The 22,637-nt window shown below is 33.0% G+C and carries 18 protein-coding genes and 1 pseudogene; 6 read left to right on the top strand and 13 right to left on the bottom strand.

Going from position 1 to position 22,637, the window contains the following annotated elements; translation table 11 throughout:
- Positions 1-2 precede the first annotated feature (2 nt).
- The 3 genes from AC9UEH_RS01285 to AC9UEH_RS01275 are packed head-to-tail and all read right to left on the bottom strand — an operon-like array spanning position 3 to position 2,956.
- Complete coding sequence (locus AC9UEH_RS01285; protein WP_509527713.1) at positions 3-944, bottom strand: carboxypeptidase-like regulatory domain-containing protein; 942 nt, start codon at positions 942-944, stop codon at positions 3-5.
- A 7-nt stretch (positions 945-951) separates the two neighbouring features.
- Positions 952-2,451, bottom strand: a complete 1,500-nt coding sequence (locus AC9UEH_RS01280) for a GH3 family acyl-acid amido synthetase (protein WP_509527711.1) — start codon at positions 2,449-2,451, stop codon at positions 952-954.
- Between the two features lie 4 nt (positions 2,452-2,455).
- The gene (locus AC9UEH_RS01275) at positions 2,456-2,956 is read right to left on the bottom strand and encodes a peptidase (protein WP_509527709.1); all 501 of its coding nucleotides are present in this window, start codon (positions 2,954-2,956) and stop codon (positions 2,456-2,458) included.
- A gap of 213 nt (positions 2,957-3,169) precedes the next feature.
- Here AC9UEH_RS01275 and AC9UEH_RS01270 point away from each other — a divergent pair, with 213 nt between their 5' ends.
- Positions 3,170-3,343, top strand: a complete 174-nt coding sequence (locus tag AC9UEH_RS01270; protein ID WP_509527706.1) for a Sec-independent protein translocase subunit TatA/TatB — start codon at positions 3,170-3,172, stop codon at positions 3,341-3,343.
- Positions 3,344-3,382: 39 nt separating this feature from the next.
- On the opposite strand, the pseudogene AC9UEH_RS01265 reads toward AC9UEH_RS01270, so the two are convergent.
- From AC9UEH_RS01265 to AC9UEH_RS01255, 3 genes and pseudogenes are all read right to left on the bottom strand, one after another.
- Positions 3,383-3,550, bottom strand: a pseudogene (locus AC9UEH_RS01265) (S1 RNA-binding domain-containing protein); the annotation flags it as partial.
- Positions 3,551-3,581: 31 nt separating this feature from the next.
- A complete protein-coding gene (gene rpiB / locus AC9UEH_RS01260) occupies positions 3,582-4,010 on the bottom strand; it encodes a ribose 5-phosphate isomerase B (RefSeq protein ID WP_509527704.1) in 429 nt (142 codons plus the stop codon).
- 643 nt (positions 4,011-4,653) lie between these two features.
- Positions 4,654-4,887, bottom strand: coding sequence for a DUF2007 domain-containing protein (locus AC9UEH_RS01255; RefSeq protein WP_509527702.1), 234 nt, complete (start codon positions 4,885-4,887; stop codon positions 4,654-4,656).
- 143 nt (positions 4,888-5,030) lie between these two features.
- Between AC9UEH_RS01255 and rnr the strand changes: the two genes are divergently transcribed.
- The 3 genes from rnr to AC9UEH_RS01240 are packed head-to-tail and all read left to right on the top strand — an operon-like array spanning position 5,031 to position 8,602.
- Positions 5,031-7,220 carry a ribonuclease R gene (rnr, locus tag AC9UEH_RS01250; RefSeq protein WP_509527700.1) on the top strand — a complete coding sequence of 730 codons (2,190 nt, stop codon included), beginning with the start codon at positions 5,031-5,033 and terminating at the stop codon, positions 7,218-7,220.
- The gene (locus tag AC9UEH_RS01245) at positions 7,204-7,884 is read left to right on the top strand and encodes a head GIN domain-containing protein (RefSeq protein ID WP_509527698.1); all 681 of its coding nucleotides are present in this window, start codon (positions 7,204-7,206) and stop codon (positions 7,882-7,884) included. The genes rnr and AC9UEH_RS01245 overlap by 17 nt, the downstream gene beginning before the upstream one ends.
- Before the next feature lie 40 nt (positions 7,885-7,924).
- Entirely contained in the window at positions 7,925-8,602 is a 678-nt protein-coding gene (locus AC9UEH_RS01240) for a LysE family translocator (protein ID WP_509527696.1), read from the top strand.
- A 425-nt stretch (positions 8,603-9,027) separates the two neighbouring features.
- Here AC9UEH_RS01240 and AC9UEH_RS01235 read toward each other — a convergent pair whose 3' ends face one another.
- Entirely contained in the window at positions 9,028-9,255 is a 228-nt protein-coding gene (locus AC9UEH_RS01235) for an Fjoh_0651 family PID-CTERM protein (RefSeq protein WP_509527694.1), read from the bottom strand.
- Positions 9,256-9,257: 2 nt separating this feature from the next.
- Positions 9,258-12,932: an ice-binding family protein gene (locus AC9UEH_RS01230; RefSeq protein ID WP_509527692.1), complete on the bottom strand. Its 3,675-nt coding sequence runs from the start codon at positions 12,930-12,932 to the stop codon at positions 9,258-9,260.
- A gap of 783 nt (positions 12,933-13,715) precedes the next feature.
- Between AC9UEH_RS01230 and AC9UEH_RS01225 the strand changes: the two genes are divergently transcribed.
- A complete protein-coding gene (locus tag AC9UEH_RS01225; RefSeq protein WP_509527690.1) occupies positions 13,716-14,864 on the top strand; it encodes a DNA polymerase III subunit in 1,149 nt (382 codons plus the stop codon).
- Positions 14,865-14,870: 6 nt separating this feature from the next.
- Positions 14,871-15,254: a DoxX family protein gene (locus tag AC9UEH_RS01220; RefSeq protein ID WP_509527688.1), complete on the top strand. Its 384-nt coding sequence runs from the start codon at positions 14,871-14,873 to the stop codon at positions 15,252-15,254.
- Positions 15,255-15,556: 302 nt separating this feature from the next.
- On the opposite strand, the gene AC9UEH_RS01215 is transcribed toward AC9UEH_RS01220, so the two are convergent.
- The 5 genes from AC9UEH_RS01215 to mnmG form a co-directional block, all read right to left on the bottom strand.
- A complete protein-coding gene (locus AC9UEH_RS01215) occupies positions 15,557-16,069 on the bottom strand; it encodes a hypothetical protein (RefSeq protein WP_509527685.1) in 513 nt (170 codons plus the stop codon).
- A gap of 402 nt (positions 16,070-16,471) precedes the next feature.
- Positions 16,472-18,745, bottom strand: coding sequence for a helix-turn-helix domain-containing protein (locus tag AC9UEH_RS01210; protein ID WP_509527682.1), 2,274 nt, complete (start codon positions 18,743-18,745; stop codon positions 16,472-16,474).
- Positions 18,746-18,867: 122 nt separating this feature from the next.
- Entirely contained in the window at positions 18,868-19,467 is a 600-nt protein-coding gene (locus AC9UEH_RS01205; RefSeq protein WP_509527679.1) for an OmpH/Skp family outer membrane protein, read from the bottom strand.
- A 231-nt stretch (positions 19,468-19,698) separates the two neighbouring features.
- Complete coding sequence (locus AC9UEH_RS01200) at positions 19,699-20,559, bottom strand: class I SAM-dependent methyltransferase (RefSeq protein ID WP_509527677.1); 861 nt, start codon at positions 20,557-20,559, stop codon at positions 19,699-19,701.
- A gap of 186 nt (positions 20,560-20,745) precedes the next feature.
- Positions 20,746-22,617 (bottom strand): tRNA uridine-5-carboxymethylaminomethyl(34) synthesis enzyme MnmG, encoded by a 1,872-nt coding sequence (gene mnmG, locus AC9UEH_RS01195; RefSeq protein ID WP_509527675.1) that lies wholly within the window; start codon positions 22,615-22,617, stop codon positions 20,746-20,748.
- Positions 22,618-22,637: the final 20 nt, after the last annotated feature.

Genomic DNA, 22,637 nt, shown 5'->3' with positions numbered 1-22,637 from the left:
TATTAATTAGTTAGGGTTATTTTAATTGCTAATTCACCAAACTTATTGTCATATTTGTCTAATCCACCACGTAGGTTTGATTTTTTATGAATCATTCTAGAAACCCATTTTCCCGCTATATATTGCCAGGAAGTGCTTGAATCCGAGGGAATAGTACCTATAAAAGGATTGTATTCTATTCCGTCTTTATAAACTTTTTTCTTTGAATCCGGAAGTGCGCCTTGTACTTTATTGTTTTCTTCATCAAGAGTATATTCGTAAGTATATTTATTTTCTTCTATAATCATCCATTCAAAAGCAATAAATAAACCGGAATCTGGAATTATTATATTTTTATCTTTCAAATCAAGTGTGGTGTTTCGCTTTCCCTTTTTAACTGTAACAATAATGATGTCATCTGAATAATCCAAACCAGGGCTTCCGTCTGGAGCCACTTCGTAAAAACGAACTTTTATCTTAGCCTTATTGATATTTGAAAGAGTAAAAAAAGTTATATTGTCAATAAATGGGTGTGTTTTTATATCTTCCGTTGCCGCTATGAATTTAGCCATTATTGTAGGTTGGGGGGTAGCTGTTCCGTAATACATAGAAATATTTCCTTTTTTATACTTTCCAATTTCTATTTGGTCTTTTCCAATTCGTTTTTGAATTAAAACCGCGTTTAATTGATAGGCGATTGATTTTAAAACTACTCTTCCAGATTCGTTTAGTTTGGCTTTCAATGTTTCAAATCCAATGGCTGAAAAAACTAGGGTTTTATTTTCAGCAACAGTAATTGAAAATTCTCCATTTTCTTCCGAAGTAGTTCCAATATTCTCGTTTTCAACCCAAATATTCACATACGGAATGGGTTTCCCGGATTCGTCAACAACGACGCCTTTGGTTTGGGCGGAAACACAAAAACTCATTAAAAGCAACACCAACCAAAGTCTATTTTCTTGCATCTTTTTTCTATTCTCTTTTTAATAAATCAACAATCGTCCTGTCGTTACTCAGCCTTGGAATTTTGTTTTGTCCGCCTAATTTTCCAATGGATTTCATATATTCTTGGAAACCATTTTTCGCCACTTTTGTAATGACTAATTTCCGCAAAACTTTCCCCACAATCAAATCGTCATAATACGAATTTTGCGTTCGCATTTCGCTATCTATCGCTTCCGCAAATGCAACTATGTTTTCTGGTTCTCCTGAACCGTCGGGATCAAATTCTATGAACCATTCGTGGTACGGCAAACCGTCAAGCGGCATGATTTGTGGCGCAACAGTAAATTCGTTTATTTGAATTGACATGTTTTCCATCGCTTTTTTCAACGCGTGTTCGACTTCTTTTCCGATTACGTGTTCCCCAAAAGCCGAAATATAATGTTTGATGCGCCCAGAAACAATCACGCGATAGGGTTTTAAAGAAGTAAATTGAACGGTATCTCCAATATTATAGCCCCAAAGTCCCGCATTTGTTGAAATTATCAACACATAATTTACATTCAATTCGACTTCGCCAATAGTATATCGTTTGGGATTTTCAGTATGAAATTCATCCGATTTTATAAATTCGTAGAAAATTCCTGCATTCAAAAGTAGCAACATTCCTTTTTCTTTCTGCGAATCTTGATAGGCGAAAAATCCTTCCGAAGCGGGAAATAATTCAATAGAATCGACTTTTCTACCTATTAAATTCTCAAATTTCGCGCGATAAGGCTCAAAATTCACACCGCCATAAATGAATAAATTGAAGTTTTTAAAAAGTTCGCCAACAGGTTTTTTCGCTTTTAGTTGTAATTTTTCAAAATACATTTGAACCCAAGATGGAATCCCCGAAATAATCGTCATATCTTCATGGAACGTTTCTTCAACAATGGCGTCAACTTTGGTTTCCCAATCTTCAATGCAATTGGTTTCAAAAGTGGGCATTCTGTTTTTTTGCAAATATTTAGGTACAAAATGCGCTACAATTCCTGATAATCTTCCCAATTGAACACCATTTTTTTCTTCTAAAATGGGGCTTCCTTGCAGAAATATCATTTTTCCGTTTACAAAATCGGCGTTGCCTGTTTCGTGAATATAATGTAGAATTGCATTTCGAGCGGCTTCAATGTGAAACGGCATCGATTCCTTGGTTAATGGAATATATTTTGCACCAGAAGTTGTTCCCGATGTTTTGGCAAAATACAATGGCTTGCCTTTCCAAAGAACGTTTTCTTCGCCTTGAACGACTTTGTCAACATACATTTTTAACGCTTCATAATCTCGAATGGGAACATTTTTAGAGAAATCTTCAAATGTTTTAATAGCTTCAAAATGATGATCAATACCAAATTGCGTGTTTTTCGCTTGACGAATCAACTCTTTAAAAACGTTTTGCTGGGTTTGTATAGGATTATTCGCCCAAATTTGAGTTTTTCTATAAATGCTTTTCGCAAATTTTTTAGCCAAGAAAGATTTTAAAGACATTTTTCTATTTTTTTGACTTTTTCTTATCTTTTGAAAGCATTTTTTCTTCTTGCAAAACCTGTTCTCTCAATTGTAATTCTGCTTTTGAAGGCGCATCATTTTCAATTGTTTTACTAACATTATCGGAAGACATTATCGAATCTTTATTGATTTTTTCATATTCCAAATCGCCATTTAAAACCTTAACAACCGATTTCAAATAGGCATCATTTTTCTTTAATGCCAATGCCAAAGAATCTGATTTTAATGCCAATTCAGTTGCTTCTTGTCGTAATTTTGTTGATGCATAGCCCGGAATATATTCCCTTAAGGGCGTAAAAGCAATAATATAAGTAGTGAAAGTGATAATTAAAATTGCGCCGATTGAAGCCACAACAAAAACATTCATTAATGTTAATCGTAAGGAAAAAATTTCTTCAAAAGTATCTTCATTCAAAATAACCAATCGGTTTTTTGTAAATAATTTCCTCTTTAAAATTTGTCTTTTTTGAGCTTTTTCAGGCATTATTTTTCAATTATTATCCACAAATATAATGATAAAAGTCGCATCTATGGCTTTGTGTATTTACGATAATGTTAAATTTCAATTATTTAGGAATTTATACGTTGCACACCAAATCATAAATATTTATTAATGAGTGAAATGAAATGCCGATTTTTATATTTATCTTTGTAGTAAGATTTATTATAAATTTGCGAAAGCATAAAATAGTGTGTTATGGGAAGATTAGGACCAACCGAGATAATTTTAATCGTTGCAGTAATTTTGTTAATGTTTGGTGGTAGAAAAATTCCAGAATTAATGAAAGGATTAGGAACTGGAATTAAAGAATTCAAAAATGCAGCTAAAGAGGAACAACCAGCTGACAAAAAAGAAGAAGAAACAAAATAATAAAAAGGCTTTTCATAATTTGAAAAGCCTTTTTTTGTTTTAAATAATCATCGACAATTGAATCCGTTTTCTATCTTCATCCGCTTCTGTAGCTTTCACTTGAACGCGTTAGTGTAATTTTACTACTTCATTCACATCACTCACAAAACCAGCTTTGAGTTGCGAAATATGAACCAAGCCACTTTGATTGATTCCAACATCCATAAAAAAATTGTTACTTTTTTAATTTAATATATAATTAACAGCTGATTTTATCTACTCTATTTTGGTGTCTTCCGCCTTCAAAATCGGTGTTAAGAAAAGTTTGAACCATTTCTACCGCTTGTGGAATAGAAGTATAACGAGCGGGAATACTAATAATATTAGCATTATTATGTTGTCGTGCTAAAACTGCAATTTCTTTTGTCCAACACAAAGCCGCTCGAATTCCTTGATGTTTATTGGCCGACATTGCAATTCCGTTACCGCTTCCGCAAATAATAATTCCAAAATCTGCTTTTTTAGATTCCACATCTAATGCAACGGGATGTGCAAAATCTGGATAATCCACGCTATCTGCCGAATCGGTTCCGTAATTAGTAACTTCATAACCATTTGCCTTGAGCATTTCAACAATTGCTTTTTTATATTCTGGTCCAGCGTGGTCGTTTCCAATAGAAATTTTCATAGTTATAAAGTGTTGTGTTTTCGATACAAATTTACCAAAAGAAAAGCGTGAAATACATTCCTATTATTTTTATTTACATAAATTATAAACAGGTTGAAAATCAATTAGTTCTCTTTTATTCATTGGTTTTAATGTAATGTAATTGTTAATTTAATGTAATGTTAACAACAATTCATAACTGTTTGATAATCAGTTAACCTTAATTTAACAATTTATGTTCATAACTTTATATAGAATTTTACAACTATTTTTAGGTTGTATTGTATTAATTCGTAATCAAAAATTGAGTTGAATAAAACTAATTTAGTTTGATGAATTTTTGGAAAAGTTATAACTATAAAATTGCGTTTTATTAACAAATTTTGAATTTAAACTTATTTACAAAAAGTAGAATATAAAGATTATTAACCATTGTTAATTAAAATTTAGAAAGTCTTATTTTAGAACTCATTAGATAAAAATAAATATGTTTATAACTTCTTGTAAATAATTATAACTTAAAAACAACACTTAAAAAAATAATTTTATTGTAGCTATTAACACACTATAATAACCATTAAAAAATAATTTTAAATTTAATTTTCTTTTTGTTGTATTGTATATCTGTTGATAACATTTGAGAAATTAAAACTTTAAAAATTATTTAAACGATATTTAAATTGCTGTTCAATTCATCTAAAATAGTTTGAACTGCTTTAAAATCGTTGGGATGAATTTTTAACTCAATTCCACCGTAAGCGTAACTTGCTAATGGATTAACAGAAACCAACGTTTCATTGAGAAAGAAAAATGCAATTCCTTTATTTTGTAAAATAGATTTTAACACGATAATTTCGTGAGGAAAATTAAAAGTTGCAATAGTTACAAATTCTTCCATTTTTATTTATTTTTTATAAAGGTACTGCGAATAGTATTGGTAAGAGAATTTAGTTTTTAAAAGTTATATTTTCTTTAAAACTACTACTTATGAACAAACAACTGCTAACTATTTTGTAAATTTCAACTTTTAAGAAAAGAATTATGAGTAAAAGACTAAGAAAACCAGTCAAAAAACAAGCTGATTTAACAGATAAAATAGTAAAAATATTAGCACAAAATGCCAATAAAGCATTCAATTATAAGCAAATAGGAATTAAATTAGAATTAGATGATACACAAAGTAGAAATCAAATTATTAAAGATTTAAAGATTCTTGTAGCCCAAAAAAAAATAGACGAGATTGAACCTGGACAATATTTAGTTGTAGAAGCAAGTAATGATTATTACGAAGGTAAAATTGATATGACGGGCAGAAAAACCGCCTATTTTGTTTGTCCAGAATTTGAAGAAGATGTATTTATTCCGACCAATAATTTGAACCACGCTTTAGATGGCGACACCGTAAAAGTGTATGTGTATAACAGACGAAAAGGAAAACGTGCCGAAGGAGAAGTTATAGAAGTTATAGAAAGAAAGAAAACTGATTTTGTAGGTGTAATAGATATTCAGAAGAATTTTGCCTTTGTATCGACTGCAAATCCAAAAATGTACACCGATATTTTTATTTCAAAAGACAAATTAGGCGATGCTGAAAACAAAGATGTAGTTTTAGTTCACATCGAAGATTGGCCAGCAAGAGCTGACAGTCCATTTGGTTCTGTAATAAAAGTTTTAGGGAAACCAGGAGAACATAATACTGAAATTCACGCTATTTTAGCTGAATATGGTTTACCAGCCGAATTTCCATTGGAAGTTGAAGTTTTTGCACAAAAAATAGATACTTCAATTCACGAAAGTGAAATTGCAAAGCGTCGAGATATGCGCGATACATTGACTTTTACAATCGATCCAAAAGATGCAAAAGATTTTGATGACGCCCTATCATTTAAAATATTAGAAAATGGAAACTACGAAATTGGAATCCATATTGCCGATGTTTCCCATTATTTACAAGAAGGAACAATTCTAGATAATGAAGCTTATAATCGAGCAACATCTGTGTATTTAGTAGATAGAGTTATTCCGATGTTACCCGAAGTTTTGTCAAATTTTGCTTGTTCTTTGCGCCCAAACGAAGAAAAATATACTTTTTCAGCTATTTTTGAATTAGACAAAAAGTCGAATATTAAAAACAGTTGGTTTGGTAGAACAGTGATAAATTCTAATCAGCGATTTGCGTATGAAGAAGCACAACATATCATTGAAACTAAAGAAAATATAATTCCTATTGAAACTTCAATCACAGGAAGTGCTTATAAAGTCTCGGACGAAATTGTTTTTGCTACATTTAAATTAGATGAATTAGCAAAAATTATGCGAGAAAATAGAATGAATAACGGAGCGATTTCTTTTGATAAAGTAGAAGTAAAATTCAACCTTTCGGAAACAGGAAATCCTGAAGGTGTTTACTTTAAAACTTCTAAAGATTCTAATCATTTGATAGAAGAATTTATGCTTTTGGCAAATAAAAAAGTTTCAGAATTCATTGGACGTCAAAAAAAGACTTTTGTTTATAGAATTCACGACGAACCAAATGAAGATAAACTTTTGGCGATGCAAGAACTAATCAAAAAGTTTGGTTATGAAGTTGATTTCAACTCAGGATCGGTTGCCCAAGCTTTGAATAATTTAATGAAAGAAGTTAATGGTAAAAAAGAACAAAATTTAATAGATACTTTGGCGATTCGTTCGATGAGTAAAGCAAAATATTCGACAGATAATATTGGACATTACGGTTTGGCTTTTGAATATTATTCCCATTTTACTTCACCAATTCGTCGTTATCCTGATGTAATGGTTCATAGATTATTGCAATTTTATCTTGATGGAGGGAAATCAGCAGATATAGAATTATATGAATCAAAATCTATTCATTGTTCTCAAATGGAAGGTTTAGCAACAAAGGCAGAACGCGATTCTATCAAATATATGCAAGTAAAATATATGCAAGATCATAAAGATCAAGAGTTTTTAGGAGTTATATCAGGCGTCACAGAATTTGGAATTTTCGTAGAAATAATAGAAAATAAATGTGAAGGAATGGTAAGAATCCGAGAAATAAAAGATGATTATTATATTTTTGACGAAAAACAATATGCACTTGTTGGTCAAAGTACTAAAAACGTATTGCAACTTGGCGATGAAATTTATGTAAAAGTAAAAACTGCCGATTTAGTGAAAAAACAGTTGGATTTCTATTTTTTAAGACAAAATAATGATGAAGAACTATAGGTTAATTATAATTTTATTGCTTTCGCAAATTGGTTTTTCGCAAGAAATTACCACTAAAAATTTAGGTGATTTTGATGCTGTAAAAGTATTTGATAAAATCTCAGTTCAGCTGATTCCGTCTGAAGAAAGTAAGATTGAATTGTCAGGAAAAAACAGTTCAGAAGTTGAAATTGTTAACAATAAAGGCGAATTAAAAGTAAGAATGCCAATCGGTAAATTCTTATCTGGCGAGGACGTTACGGCGTTATTGTATTATAAAAACATTCAAAGTTTAGACGCTTGTGAAGGTTCTTATGTTTCAAGTGAAAAAGCAATAAAACAAATTTCATTTTCATTAAATGCTAAAGAAGGAGCCGAAATTAAATTAAAATTAGACGTTCAAAAGGTGAGTATTCGTGCCACTTCTGGAGGTATAATTAATTTAGAAGGAACGGCTAAAAACCAAGATATTATTATTTCTTCAGGCGGAGTTTTAAATGCAAAAGACTTTCAAACCGAGCAAACAAATGTCGCTATCAGCGCTGGTGGAATTGCCGATATTCGTGCTTCTGAATTGGTGGACGCAAAAGTAAGAGCTGGCGGAACGATAACTGTTTTTGGCAAACCGAAACAAATTAATCAAAAAACGGTTTTAGGCGGCTCAATCAATCAAAGTAGTAGATAATATTTTTATATTTGTAATAATTCGACTCTAAATTATATTAATGATTCAAGACATTTTAACAGCAATTCCACTCGGAATTTTTTTAAGTTTTCTTATTGGCCCTGTTTTCTTTGTGTTGCTTGAAACAAGTGCAGTTAAAGGATTTAGAGCTGCTTTGGTGTTTGATTTAGGCGTTGTTTTAGCAGATGTATTTTTTATTTTAATTGCTTATTTCAGTAGTTACAGATTGATTCAAAGTTTGAAAAACGATCCTGCAATTTTCATTTTTGGAGGAATTTTAATGCTGACTTACGGTTTGATTTCCTTTATAAAACTTAGAAAAATTACTTCAAAAGTAAACGAAGATGATATTGAAATCGTATTCCAAAAAAAGAATTACCGTGCGCTTTTTATCAAAGGTTTTTTATTGAATTTTATTAATGTTGGTGTACTTCTTTTTTGGTTTTTAATACTAATTACCGTTGGACCAAAACTTGAATTAGAAACTTCAAGAATGCTTACTTTTTTCACTTCTGTAATTTTGACGTATTTGTTTGTGGATATGGGTAAAATCCTATTAGCCAAACAATTAAAACACAAAATGACCCCAAAAAACATTTTGAATATCAAAAAATTAATAAGCATATTATTGATACTTTTTGGAATGACAATTATGCTTCAAGGTTGGTTTCCAAGCGACCAAAAAATGGTTAAAAAGGCGTTGGAGAAAATGGAGTAAAAAAGTTCTCAAAATAAAAATAAAATTATGAAAAGCAGTAATTTAATACTTCGATATTTTGGTTTTTTTATTTTGACCATTGGATTAGTTCTAAATATTTTAATGTTATTAGGAAATGCTTGGCCAACATATATTTATGCTCTTTTTTGTTTGATAGGAATTCTACAAATCGTAATATCAAATTCATCAAAAACAATATTATTTTTTTGACAATTATTTTGGGTTATTATTCCACTGTTTATTATGTATTCCTACTTTCATTTTATCGATTAACTAAAAAATATGAGATATAGCGCTTTTGTAGATTTACTAGGATTTTTTTGGGTTATTAATTAGATATCCAAACCTTACCCACAAAGACTATTAACAATAATTAAAACCCTACTCCCCCGCTTTTTCTGCAGATTGAGGTATATCCATAGATTTTACAACCTCTTTTTTTGAATGAAAATACCTTTCTCTTTCCCAATTCTCTTCATTTTATAAAAAGCAAATAGCAACGCTAAAAACAATGCTAAAATTATATAGTTATCTATTGGATTAGCTTGTGTATTATCTATAACGTCGTCATCAAATGTTTGTGCAAAAGCAGCGGTAGTTGCTAAAAGCAGTAGTGTCGTAAAAAAAGTCATTGTTATTTTAGGGTTGTTCATCGTTATTCTATTATTAATTTTTTAATTGTCGTCCTAGTATCTTTTTCAACTTTTACATAATAAACACCTTTAGCAAAAACTTTGTTAGGAGTAATATGATTGATGGCTGTTTGCAACAAATTGGTAGCATAGACCTCTTGCCCAATCGTATTGTAAATAATTAATTTAGTCTCGTCGTTTGCCCCATTCATAACCACTTCAAATATTCCTTGTTTAGAAGGATTTGGGGAAATTGTAAGGACCAAGGAGGTATCAGACTCTAGGTTTAAATATGGATTTTGGAATACTATTCTAAATCTGTCCGAGGCTGAAGTTTGCGCATCATTTGTATTTATCACAAAAGGATAACTTACCGAATTTGATTGAGGAATCTCTGTGTAAGTTTGCAATAATTGATCGTGTAAATAAGCCGTCAAACCACTCATATTCGTTCCGTTTGCTACTATAGTATAATTAGTAAATCGGTATTGAGTAATATTCAACGGTATTACATCGGAGACTTCCGGAAATAATCTGCTTTCAATACCCAACAAAGTGGTATTGTTTTTAGTTGAAAAAGTTTCATCTAGATTACTAAATTTTAAGGCATCATATCCATCTATTGCATTATTGAAACTGTCTCCAAATTTCACAATCAGCCCATCTGCAGCTACTCCAACAGACGCAAGGGTATTGCTTTCGTAAAGCGTTAATCGAATATAAGAAGCTAAATTATTGAATCTATATACATTTTCATTGACGATAGAGGTCGATTTATCTGATTCATGAAACGTAATACTCGCTGCGCCCGCAGAAATAGTATTAACAAAACAAGCTTGCCAAGGCTGTAAATATTGATTTACAAAAGAACCTGAAACCGGGTTTAAACTATTAACTAAATCATAAATAACATATCCTCCTCTTGTATTTACTTTTGGATCCCAAACCCAATAGGAATTGGTGTTTAGATTACTACTTTGTGTAAGTGTCGCTTTAATATCAACAGTTGCTTGGTATGGATTTCCTATAAAACTAAATCCATTTGCAGTTTGACTCAATATCCCAGCCGGAGCATCACATATTTTTAATGTTCCTTTGGTTCTTAATGTGGTATTGGTGGGTGTTGGCGTATTGGTACTCATATTTATTGATCGATCCCCTCTTATCATTAATCGATAAGGTACTCCAGAAGTAAGTGTTAACGAATTTGTATTGGGTACCGCAACCCATGCACCAGTAGTATTATTAAAAGTAAACATAGAATTGGATGTTGTTTGAGTAGCGTCAAATCCATAATCACTAGTAATGTTTCCAGTAATATGTGTTCCATAACCAGCATTTGGATTTAAGTTGCTTGTGTAAGCAGGCGGAGGATTGTTTACTCCTTGTTGCCAGTTATCTCTAATTGTAGAAGTTGTGGTTACTGGAGAAGAAATAAATCTAAAAGCTCGAAGTGCTGGGAAAAAACGTTCCACAGTTACATCGCCTGTTATTGCTACATCAATACAATTGGTTATTGGTGCTACAACAGCTGTTCCAAAACCGTTGCTAGACAAAGTTAGATTTCCACCGGTATTAAATGTACCGTTAGTTAAAGTCAAAACCCCAAAAATATCCATAGCATTTCCTAAAGTTGCACTTCCAGATGTAGTAGTATTTAAGGTAAAATTTGCTACTTTATTGGTTGATCCAGGTGTAGTTTGATTCATATAGAATGTCCCCCTGTTGCCAGATCCATTGATAGTTAGACCTGAAGTAGAACTGCCAATTAATGTTCCGGTTCCTGAAAAAACACCGGAAACCACTAGTGTATAGTTATTTAAATTTAGTGTGGCTCCAGCATCGATAATCACATTTCCAATAGTCCTTGTTCCATTTAAAATAGGATAATTAGTCAGTCCTCCTGGAATAACAATATTGTCACCTGACGAAGGGACTCCACAACTCCAGTCAGAAGCACTATTCCATGAGGTACTTGTAGAACCTGTCCAAGTTGTAGATAGAACTGTAATAGTCACCACATTAGAATATTGAGAAGGGGAGGTACTATTTTGAACAAGTGTTCTAAAAAAAGTAGTTGCAGATAAACTGCCAATTGTAGCACTTGTTAATGTTGTTGAAGTAATAGCGATATCTAATGGAGAAGTAAATGCAAAATCTGAAGATTTTTGCCATTTAATAACATTTCCAGTATTTCCAGTAAGAGTCAAATCGTTAGGAGCTGAGTCTTTACAAATATTTTGATCTGTTGTAATTGTTCCCGCAATTGTTGCGTTTAAAGATATAGAAGTTACACATTCGGGGTTTTTATAAAACACTGCGGTTTCAGTATTAATGGCACCATTCGTAGAAAGCTGTCTACCCGCTAGAAATACTCCAGCTCCTGAGTTACAGGCTCCGCCATGGGCAAGAAATGTTCCTTGTAATTCAGAAGAAGCTCCTATATTAACTGCACCAGTGGCAATTCCGGCTCCTCCAACCCAAAAAACATTACATTGGCGTGCTCCATTAGCTAAGATAATCTTTGACCCTGCTGCTATATTAAACCCCCCAGCAAACCTAAAAACAAATATTGCATTGGAATCATTGGCCGCATCAAGAATAATAATGCCGCCTAAGGCCCCAGCTGTCGGTATGTGGTAAACCCCAGGCGCAAGTGTTTCGTTAAGAAAAGTTGCGCCATGCGTTACCGAAGGAGTCATATTCATAAGGGCTATATAAGCGGCATCTAAATCTGTTGCTGCTTGTATTGTAAGAGCATTTGCAGTTTCTTGAGTTCCGATTTGCACACCACCTGTGTTACCCGTTATAGCTCCCGCATTGGTCCCAATAATTCCATTAATACCAGACATACCCACATTCCCGATATCTCCCGATTTAGTAAAAAGCACAAAACCTGAAAGAACTCCTAAAATATCAACAGCAGGAGCTGGGGTACAACTACTGTTACAGAATATTGCTATGGTGCTAGGTAGTGGAGGAGGAGTGATACTAGAATCACTTCCCATAGTTATTCCACCAGACATAGAAAGCATTCTTCCTTCAAGAATAACATTTGCGCCAACGCCAACAGCACCTGCCTTTGAAAATAGAGTTCCTTTTACTGCAGCACCTGCCGCAACAGATATCCCTCCGTTAATAAGCCAAAAAACATTAGAAGATTTTGTTCCGTTACTTAAACTAACCGTTGCGCCGGACGCGACTGTCATTGCTCCGTTCATTTTTATCACAAACACAGCATTAGGATTTCCTCCTCCGTCAAGTGTAAGAGCCCCTCCTATAGTTCCTGCGCTGCCGATGGAATATACTCCTGGTACAAGAGTCTCGCCTCCTCCAAAAGTGGCGCCATGAGCGGGGTAAGTAATTGGGTTATAGGCGTTTGGAAAATCAACAAAAAGACCGTTAAGATGAACGTACAACCTCAATAAATCATAACGAGCCTGATTAGTTACAGTAGTGGCGCTGTACGTGTTGCCTGAATAAGGTGGCGAAGTAAAACCGCTAATAATTCCTAAATGGGTTCCAACGTCACCGGTAACGGTCCCGCCTGAATTGGTAATAGCTCCGCCTGCGGTGTAAGCCTCAAAAGATTCAAGTATTCCTAAATTAAGCGTGCCATTAGGAGCCTGACTAAAGCTTGTGTTTGGGAAAAGCAACACGACAACGGTCACCGTACTCAATAATAATAATTTTTTCATAATAATAATTTTATTGAGAATCAGATATAAAAAATTAAATATGAATTAAGATAAACTGCCTTTTATTGATATTTTTTGTATTGATTCTATTCGCATATAAATTTATTATAAGAAATGTTTATAAACAACAGCGGTGCATAAATGGGCGTATTTAGGAATAAACCGATATATAGGCGTATAGCTGTATTTTCAGACCTGTTATTTTGGTAATTAATAGGGTTCTTTTAGGGCGAATTGTTGCTGTTTTTATGTTAAAAAAGCGAGCAAATGGAAATTTTTTTGTTTTTATGAGATTGTAAAGAGAAAAAAGGAGAGAAATAGCAATTTGAAGAGAAATTGTACAAAACAGCATTGTTAATGAATTAATAAAAATAAACTCTTATAGTTTATAACGGTTATAAATAGTAATTTTAAAAATTCAGGTTGCTAAACATTGGAAAAGAATCTGAAATTAATTCAGATTGACAAATTGAGAGATTTTTTTGCTAAAGCTTAAAAGGATTATACGGATTTTCGCAGATAATCAAATAACCGATTAACCATATAAACGGATACCCAAATAAACCCTTCCCTATCATATAAGGCAAGTAAGTTCGTTTAATTATCCGTTTCTATATTTACATCCAGTCTCCCCTTTCTTTTGATTGCCACGTCCCTCTCAATGACAGGGCTGGGGATAGGATTTTAGCCCCATATTTAAAAGATTATAGGAGTTTTCTCAAATAACCGAATAACCGAATCCACAAATAACCTTTTTTAGCAACTTTCTCCTATCTTTGCTTTATGCTGTTTTCCCAAATTTTAGGACAAGATTATATAAAAAATCATTTGACAAAAAGCGCCTCTTCGGGCAGAATTCCTCATGCGCAATTGTTTGTAGGGCCAGAAGGAAGTGGGACTTTGGCGATGGCAATTGCCTATTCTCAGTATGTTTTGTGCGGAAATTTTGATGGCGAAAACAACAATGGAAACGAATCTTGCAACTTGAAATTTAAGTCGATTTCGCATCCAGATTTGCATTTTATCTTTCCAACCGTAACGACGGAAGATGTGAAAAAGAATCCGAAAAGTTTGGATTTTATGGTTGATTGGCGACAATTTATTGCTGGAAATCCTTACGGTGGATTGTTTGATTGGTACAAAATTTTAGGCGTTCAGAACAAGCAAGGAGAAATTCGGGTGGACGATGCGCAGGAAATTTTGAAGGCGTTGGCACTAAAATCATATGAAGGCGGTTACAAAATTGTGATTGTTTGGATGGCGGAAAAAATGAACATCTCAGCCTCAAATAAACTGCTGAAATTATTGGAAGAGCCACCAGAAAAAACAGTTTTTATTTTGATTTCTGAAAATGAAGAAGATATAATTCAAACCATTCGGTCGCGCTGTCAGGTGTTGCATTTTAATGGTTTGAGTGAGAAAATTATTGCCGACGGATTGATTCTTAGAGAAAATATTGAGGCAAGTTTGGCGGATAAAATTGCGCACCAATCGCAAGGAAATTATAATAAAGCGTTGCTTTTATTGGACGAAGAAAGCGAGGAATTGCCGTTTGAAGAATGGTTTGTTTCTTGGGTTCGTGCGGCTTTTCGAGCGAAAGGTAATGCGGCGGCGATTCAAGATTTAATTCTTTGGAGCGAGCAAATTGCAGCTTTAGGAAGGGAAACGCAGAAGAAGTTTTTGAACTTTTGTATTGAAATGTTCCGACAGGCATTGCTACTGAATTATGAAACGCCAAAGTTGGTTTATATGGAGATGAAAGTGCCGAAATTTCAATTGGAAAATTTTGCTCCGTTTGTAAATGGAAATAATATAAATGACATTTTTAAGGAGCTTTCGGACGCAATGTATCACATTGAGCGTAACGGAAATGCGAAAATAATTTTAACTGATTTATCCATAAAACTGACTCGTTTAATTCACAAAAAATAACATATTATGAATAATGTAGCTTCTATTTTGGTTTTGGTTTTTTTGGCAATTACTTTTTTGCAATCCGGTTACGACAAATTGTTTCATTGGAAAGACAATATAGCATGGTTGACGGGTCATTTTTCTAAAACAGTTTTAAAAAACACCGTGCCGCTTGCCTTATTTCACATTTTGGTTTTGGAATTAATTTCGGGTGTTTTATGTGTTATTGGCGCCATTGAATTGTTTGTAAATGAAGGACGATCGTTTGCTTTTTATGGTGGAATTTTTTCTTGTGTTACGCTATTGATGTTGCTTTTTGGTCAGCGATTGGCGAAAGATTATGACGGCGCAAGAACTATTGTAATCTATTTTATTCCCGCTGTTATGGTGGTGTATTGGATGAATTAGACTCCATACAGACTCCTCGCCTAAAAAAGTTTCATTTGGTTCTATAAGAAACAGGGACTTTACTTTAAATAAACCAATGCAATATTCCTCGTTGATTTAGTTTAAAAAACTCATTCGAAATGAATAGGTTTTGCATTCTTAGACTTTCTTTTGCCCGAAATATTTAAATTTACTTTAAACATTTCTAAAACATTTCTAAAGATTTGAAATTTAATTTTTTAATCTACAACTTACTTTCGTATATTCAATTAATAAATTCGATGGCGAAGGAATCTCAAATAAAAATTATTCTTTTTACTTAATTATTTCCCAAATGGATCATTAACTTCTTTTGAAATGGTTCCTAAATATTTGAACGCTTTTTCAATTCTATTGAAATTTTCGGCATTGTCTTTTGAATAAGGAACTTCAAAACTTGAAACGCCCCAACTACTAACACTTCCTTTGCTGTCTTTATAATAATATATTGAATTTTTTGCGCTTAAAGTGAATTGTCCTACGGTATCTGAAGCTTTACTTCCTTCTTTCAAAGTAATGTCTTTTGGAGTAAAACTATATTTCCTAGCGGGTATTATATCATCATTCATTTCAATTATTAAAATTAATGTGCTTTCATCCTCAGAGGATAGCGATACTCTGGTATAAGTATACGTTTCTCCATTCCAAAGAAAAGTTTTACCTACAGCTTCTTTCAGTATTTTATTTATATATGAAATAGTTTCACCCTTTGTCAGAGTTGGGTTTTGCGAAAATGAATTTGCTGTAATAAATAGCAATGCTATAAATAGCGCCATTTTTGTAAAATATGTTTTCATAATATTTATTTTCTACTCTTAAGGCTTTTCGATTTCTCCCCGTTTATTATTGTGGGCTCTGGACTCCACATGGTTTAAAAATTTAACTGTGTAAATGAACGTTAACAATAAATAGTCGTCAATATCAATAAATTGTTTTTTTAATTATTTAATAATTTTAATCTCATGAGCATTTTCTGATTTCGAAATACTCATTAGTAAAATTAATTGTCATGCTTTATTATTTGAATTAAAAAATTTTCTTCAAATTTAAAGTAATTAATATTTGTTTCATAACACAAAGTAATAAGTGGTAATATTTAGGTATAAACGGCAAGTATTGCTAATAAACGTGTTAAATATGTTAACATTTGTTTGTGAAGACCTTTTTTTTAGGAAATGTTCATTAATATTAAAGCTTTTTTACTTTCCAATACTCGCTTTGAACATTCTCATTTCGTTCCACGTGAATTTATCTCCATTTATCTCCATTAATTCGCTCAAAGAATCTTCTTTTTTGCCTCTAAAAACGTTGGTTAATTCATCAATTTTATCTTCTGGTAAAACTTCCGAAAGTTGCACTTGACCCGCTTCTATTAGCTTTGCAAAGTGCCCATAAATGGTTTGTGGTGTAAGTTTTCTAATTTCCGCAATTTCTTTTATAGAGTTTTTTTGTTGCCACAATTCATACGTTTCTTGCGTGGTTGATTTCTTTGGTTGTTTAGATTTTGATGTTTTTCTATTGGCATAGCGATCCACATCAAAATCATCTTGTACGAGTGTAATATTGATTTCCTTAAATTTCGCTTGAATTGAATTAATCTTGTTAATCCTATAGTATTTTATTTCTTCAGAAGTTAAGTTTTCTTTGGAAATTGTGGCACTAGAAACTACCGCGTTTACTAACAATTTGGCTTTCATTAAGTGCAAAACCGCTTTGATTTGTAATTCCTCCAAAACCAATAATTCTTCGTAATAGGCTTTTACTTTTTTAACTCTTTTTACTTCTTCTATTTTCCATAAAATATCATAAACCCCATTGTCCATTGGAATAAAGAAATAATTGAAAGCGGCGTGAATTCTATCAGAAATGTGATTTATATCAAAGGTTTCACTCGCAAATAATTTATCCAATTGTGATAAAAATTTCCGGGACGGCTCCAATAATTCTCCGATGGATTCCGCCTGTTTTTTGGCCCAAATAGCGTGTTTGGACTTTTCAGAAATATCCGACTTTTCGTTATAACTAAACTGATGGTTCCGCCATTCCTGAGCCAAATCATTCCAATCGAATGTGCCTTTTAGATAATTTCGGATGAAATTTCTGGTTTCTTGCTCCAATGAAACCGCCAATACTTCATCGGTTGCTTTGTTTAAAGAATAATCCATTACATCTTGATCGTTCGAAATGCCATTCATACGAAGCGGAGAAAGTAAAATCAGGCCCTTTAAAGAGCGTAATCGAGACAATGCAACATACGCCTGTCCGGGAAGAAAAACCTGTGAAACATCGAGCGCTGCTTTATCAAATGTCAATCCCTGGCTTTTATGAACGGTAATTGCCCAAGCCAATTTTATCGGATAATGAACAAATGTTCCTAAAACTTCTTCGTCAATTTCCTTGGTCATTTCGTTGACTTTGTACCGAATATTCTGCCATTCGTATTTTTCAACTTCTATGGTTTTATTTTCTTCTGGAAAATGAACTAAAATTTCCTCTTTTGAAAGGGATTTAATGAATCCCATTTTACCATTGAAATACCTTTTTTCTAATGAAAGATCGTTTTTAACAAACATCACTTGCGCACCAATTTTCAATTGCAAGTTTTGCTCAATTGGATATATTTTTTCTGGAAAATCATCAACAACATCGGGCTTGAAAGTTTCCAATTTTCCCTCCAAATCTTGCAACGCCTGAGCATTCATCGCATCAGCTTTGGCATTGTGAGTGGTTAATGTAATGTAACCTTTATTGGCTCTCAAATCAAAATTAGGCTGCACATATTCATTCAAATTTTTAATATCTTCTTGCGAAATTTGATTGTTTCTCAAGTTATTTAAAATCGAAATAAAGGCATCATCCGTTTGACGGAAAATTTTTGATAATTCAATATATAAAGGAGGATTTTGCTGAATAACGTGTGAATGAAAAAAGAATTTTCCATTGTAATGTTTCTTTAAAGTACTCCATTCTTCGTCACGAATAACGGGTGGTAATTGTAATAAATCGCCAATAAAAAGAACTTGAACGCCACCAAAAGGCATTTTTTTTCTCCGAACCGATTGCATCATAAAGTCAATTGCGTCTAACAAATCAGCACGCAACATACTCACTTCGTCAATAATCAACAACTCCATATTTTTGATTACCGACTTCTTTAAACCACTCATTTTGAAGTGTCTAACCAAAGTGCTTTTGGTTTCAAATTTTACAGTATCGGAAAAATGTGGCGCCGAATTATCAGGAATAAAACCTCCAAATGGCAACTGAAACATAGAATGAATCGTTACTCCACCTGCGTTTAACGCCGCAATTCCTGTTGGCGCAACTACAACTGTATTTTTATGAGTCGTTTGTATAATTTCTCGCAAAAGGGTGGTTTTCCCCGTTCCTGCTTTTCCTGTCAAAAACACCGAGCGATGTGTTTGATTGATAAATCGTAAAGTGTATTCTGCGGCTTCTGAGATAGTTTGCATCGGTATAAATTTAGTCGTTGAAAAGTACTATATTTTTTTGAATCTGATTGCTATAATTTCGTTTTTTTAGAAACAAAAAATGCCTTCACTTGGAAGACATTTTTAAAATATATTTCTAAAAATTATTTCTTTTTCTCTAAGGCTTCAATTTCTTTTTTTGCATCTGCTTTTATGTTCGTTGCAGCTGGTTTTGAACCCGTTTTATATTTATCATTCAAAAGTTTGATGATGTCTTTTGTAATGTCGTATTTATCTTCAGCATACAAAATTGTCGCTGCTTCGCCTGTTCCATAAATATAAGCGTACCCTTTTTCTTTACCGTAAGATTTGATGAACTTCTTAACATTGCTAACTACCGAATCAATTTCCACACCACTTTCTTGTTGCAATTGTTGTGCAATAGATTGTTGCGCATATTGAAGTTGTTGCTCTCTTTTTTGCAATTCTGCTCCTTTTTGTTGTGCCCAAGCTTGACCGTTTAATTGTGCATTTTTCTGAAAACTTGCAGCTTCTGTTTTAAAACGTGCCACTTCTGCTTCCAACTCTTTTCCCATTTCTTCAGATTTGGCTTTGTATTTTGCTTCAATATCTTTTGCTTCGGTATATTCACTCATTAATTTTGACGTGTCAACGTAAGCGGTTTTTGAAGAAGCAACTTCTGCAGTTTTATTACAAGAGATAATTGAAAATGCGATTGCGATAAGTACTAATGATTTTTTCATTCTAATTTTTGATTGATTTTTTAATTATTGGTAAAAGTATAAATTTTTGATTAATAAATTTAAAAAGTTTCAAACTTAGCTAATTTTATAACTATAAGGTTTTACGATGGTTTTAATCTTTGTTATAATTTAAAGCTATAAAAAGCGGCTTTATTAGATTTGAAATGCAAAACGTTCTTAAAAAAGACAGTAAAATATATGTTTGAGCCAAAAACCTTCTTTTAAATCGCTTTAAACTGCTTTTCGGTTGTTTTTTAAGATGTAAATGTGCGATGAAAACTCTAAACTTCGATTTGCTTTCCAATTTGACACCAATCCAATCCAAAAGGCTTTTATAAAATTCATATTCCCGTTTTTATATTTTTCGGATAACAAGCTCACATAAAAAGAATCAAATTTCATTGGAAGCACTTTTTCGAGTTTGATTTTTTCTTTTTCAAAAAGTAATTTTATAGCTGTTTTAGAAAAATGCCAAAAGTGAATTGGTACATCATACGCCGCCCAAAACTTCCCATAATATTTCGCATCGTAGGATTTAAAATTAGGAACCGCAATAATTATTGTTCCATTTGGCTTTACTAATCTTTTCAATTCCTTGATTTGATTTTCTAAATTAGGAACGTGTTCTAAAACGTGCCACATCGTAATTACATCAAAAGTATGACTTTCTAATTCTTCAATTGATGATGAAAACTCTACTCCTTTTTTAACCGCAATTGCTTTGGCTTTTTCGCTTGTTTCTATGCCAATTGTGTTCCAACCATTTTCTTTTGCAGTCAATAAAAAATCTCCTGTTCCGGCTCCAATATCTAATAATTTTCCTTTGTTTGAATTACAACTATTTATTAAATTTAGTTTATTTTTAAGCGCAATACCTTTTACAAAATGATATGCTTTTTCAAACATAGAACGTTTAGAATCCGTATGAGAAATATAGTCAACGCTTTCATAATATTTTCCTAGATTATCAAGACTTGGCTGCGGCGATGTAATCAACATATCCAATGTTTCGTCATAATACAGATCAAATGTTTCTTTTGAAACAGAATAATCTTTTACGGTTAGGAAGTGATTTTTATTTGAAATATCCATTTTTAGTTTTTAGTGGTCAGTTTTCAGTGGTCAATTTAGCAACATTGCCAAAAATTTATATATAAAATTAATAATGGTTTCACGTGGAACAATTTAATTTTTAGTGGTCAGTGGCTGGCTTTAAGTGATCAGTTTGGTGCAATTACTAGATAACTGTTTACTTAAAACTGAATACTGAACACTTTATTATCGTCCCATATAAATTAGCAATACCGAAATATCACTTGGCGAAACTCCACTGATTCTCGATGCTTGAGAAATAGTAACTGGTCGGATTTTTCCAAGCTTCTGTCTTGCTTCAATCGACATTGATTTTATTTTATTATAATCAAAATCTTCGGGGATTTTCACATCTTCCAAACGCGTTAATTTGTTGGCGTTGTTTCTTTCCTTTTCGATATATCCAGAATATTTAACTTGTATTTCTGCTTGTTCTAAAATCTCTAAATCAACTTCATTAGCTGCAATATAATCCTTTACTTTTTGTAATTGCATCATGTCGTTCAAATCAATTTGAGGACGAGAAAACATCTTAAACATCTTATCGCTTTGGTTCACCAAAGCAGTTTCTTTTGCTTCTAAAATAGGATTAGCTTCTGCTGCGGTAATGCTTGTTTCTTTGAAAAAAGCAACCATTTTTTCAGATTCTTTTAGCTTGTGTTCCATTCTTCGTAAACGCAATTCTGAAGCCAATCCTATTTCGTGAGACATCGGCGTCAATCTAAAATCGGCGTTATCTTGGCGTAAAAGCGTTCTGAATTCTGCTCTTGAAGTAAACATTCTATAAGGCTCTTCTGTTCCTTTTGTAATTAAATCGTCAATTAAAACCCCAATATATGCTTCATCTCTTTTTAAAATCATTGGCGCTTTTTCTTGAACTTTCAAAGCCGCATTGATTCCTGCAATCAATCCTTGTGAAGCGGCTTCTTCGTATCCTGTTGTTCCGTTTATTTGTCCAGCGAAATACAATCCTTCAACCAACTTGGTTTCCAACGTATGTTTCAATTGCGTTGGTGGAAAATAGTCGTATTCGATTGCATATCCAGGACGGAAAAACTTAACGTTTTCAAATCCCACAACAGAGCGCAAAGCTTTAAATTGGATGTCTTCTGGTAATGAAGTAGAAAAACCATTTACATATACTTCGACCGTATTCCACCCTTCCGGTTCTACAAATAACTGGTGTCTGTCTTTGTCTGCGAAACGGTTAATTTTATCTTCAATTGACGGACAATATCTGGGTCCAATACTTTTTATTCTACCATTAAACATTGGCGAACGGTCAAAACCCTCTCTCAAAATATCGTGGACATCCAAAGATGTATACGTCATATGACAAGATTTTTGATGAACTAAAGGCTTTGTAATGTCCGAATAAGAGAATTTATCTGGCTTTGCATCACCTTTTTCTTCATTCATTTTCGAATAATCCAAAGATCTTCCATCCACTCGTGGCGGCGTTCCTGTTTTCATTCTTCCTGATTCAAAACCTGCTTTTACTAAATCTTCTGTGATTCCGTATGCAGCACTTTCACCAGCTCTTCCTCCTCCGAATTGTTTTTCTCCAATATGAATTAATCCATTTAAAAAAGTTCCATTCGTTAAAACTACAGATTTAGCTTTTATTTCCAGACCTAAAGAAGTTTTAATTCCTTTGATTTTTCCGTCTTCTATGATTAAACCCCCAACCATTTCTTGATAGAAATCGAGGTTTGGGGTTTGCTCCAACATCAATCGCCATTCTTCTGCGAAACGCATTCTGTCGCTTTGAACTCTTGGCGACCACATTGCAGGACCTTTGGATTTATTCAGCATTTTGAATTGGATTGCTGTTCTATCAGAAACAATTCCAGAGTAACCTCCAAGCGCATCAATCTCCCGAACGATTTGTCCTTTAGCGATTCCTCCCATTGCGGGATTGCACGACATTTGAGCAATGTTTTGCAAACTCATTGTAACCAATAACGTTTTGGACCCTAAATTAGCCGCTGCTGCTGCTGCTTCTGAACCTGCGTGGCCTGCGCCAACTACAATTACGTCGTATATATCTTGAAACAAAATTATATTTATTTAATGTT

The organism is Flavobacterium sp. (assembly GCF_040402835.1).
Taxonomy (GTDB): domain Bacteria; phylum Bacteroidota; class Bacteroidia; order Flavobacteriales; family Flavobacteriaceae; genus Flavobacterium.
The sequence above is the reverse complement of the archived record's forward strand: the minus strand, read 5'-3'. Positions and strand labels throughout refer to the sequence as shown.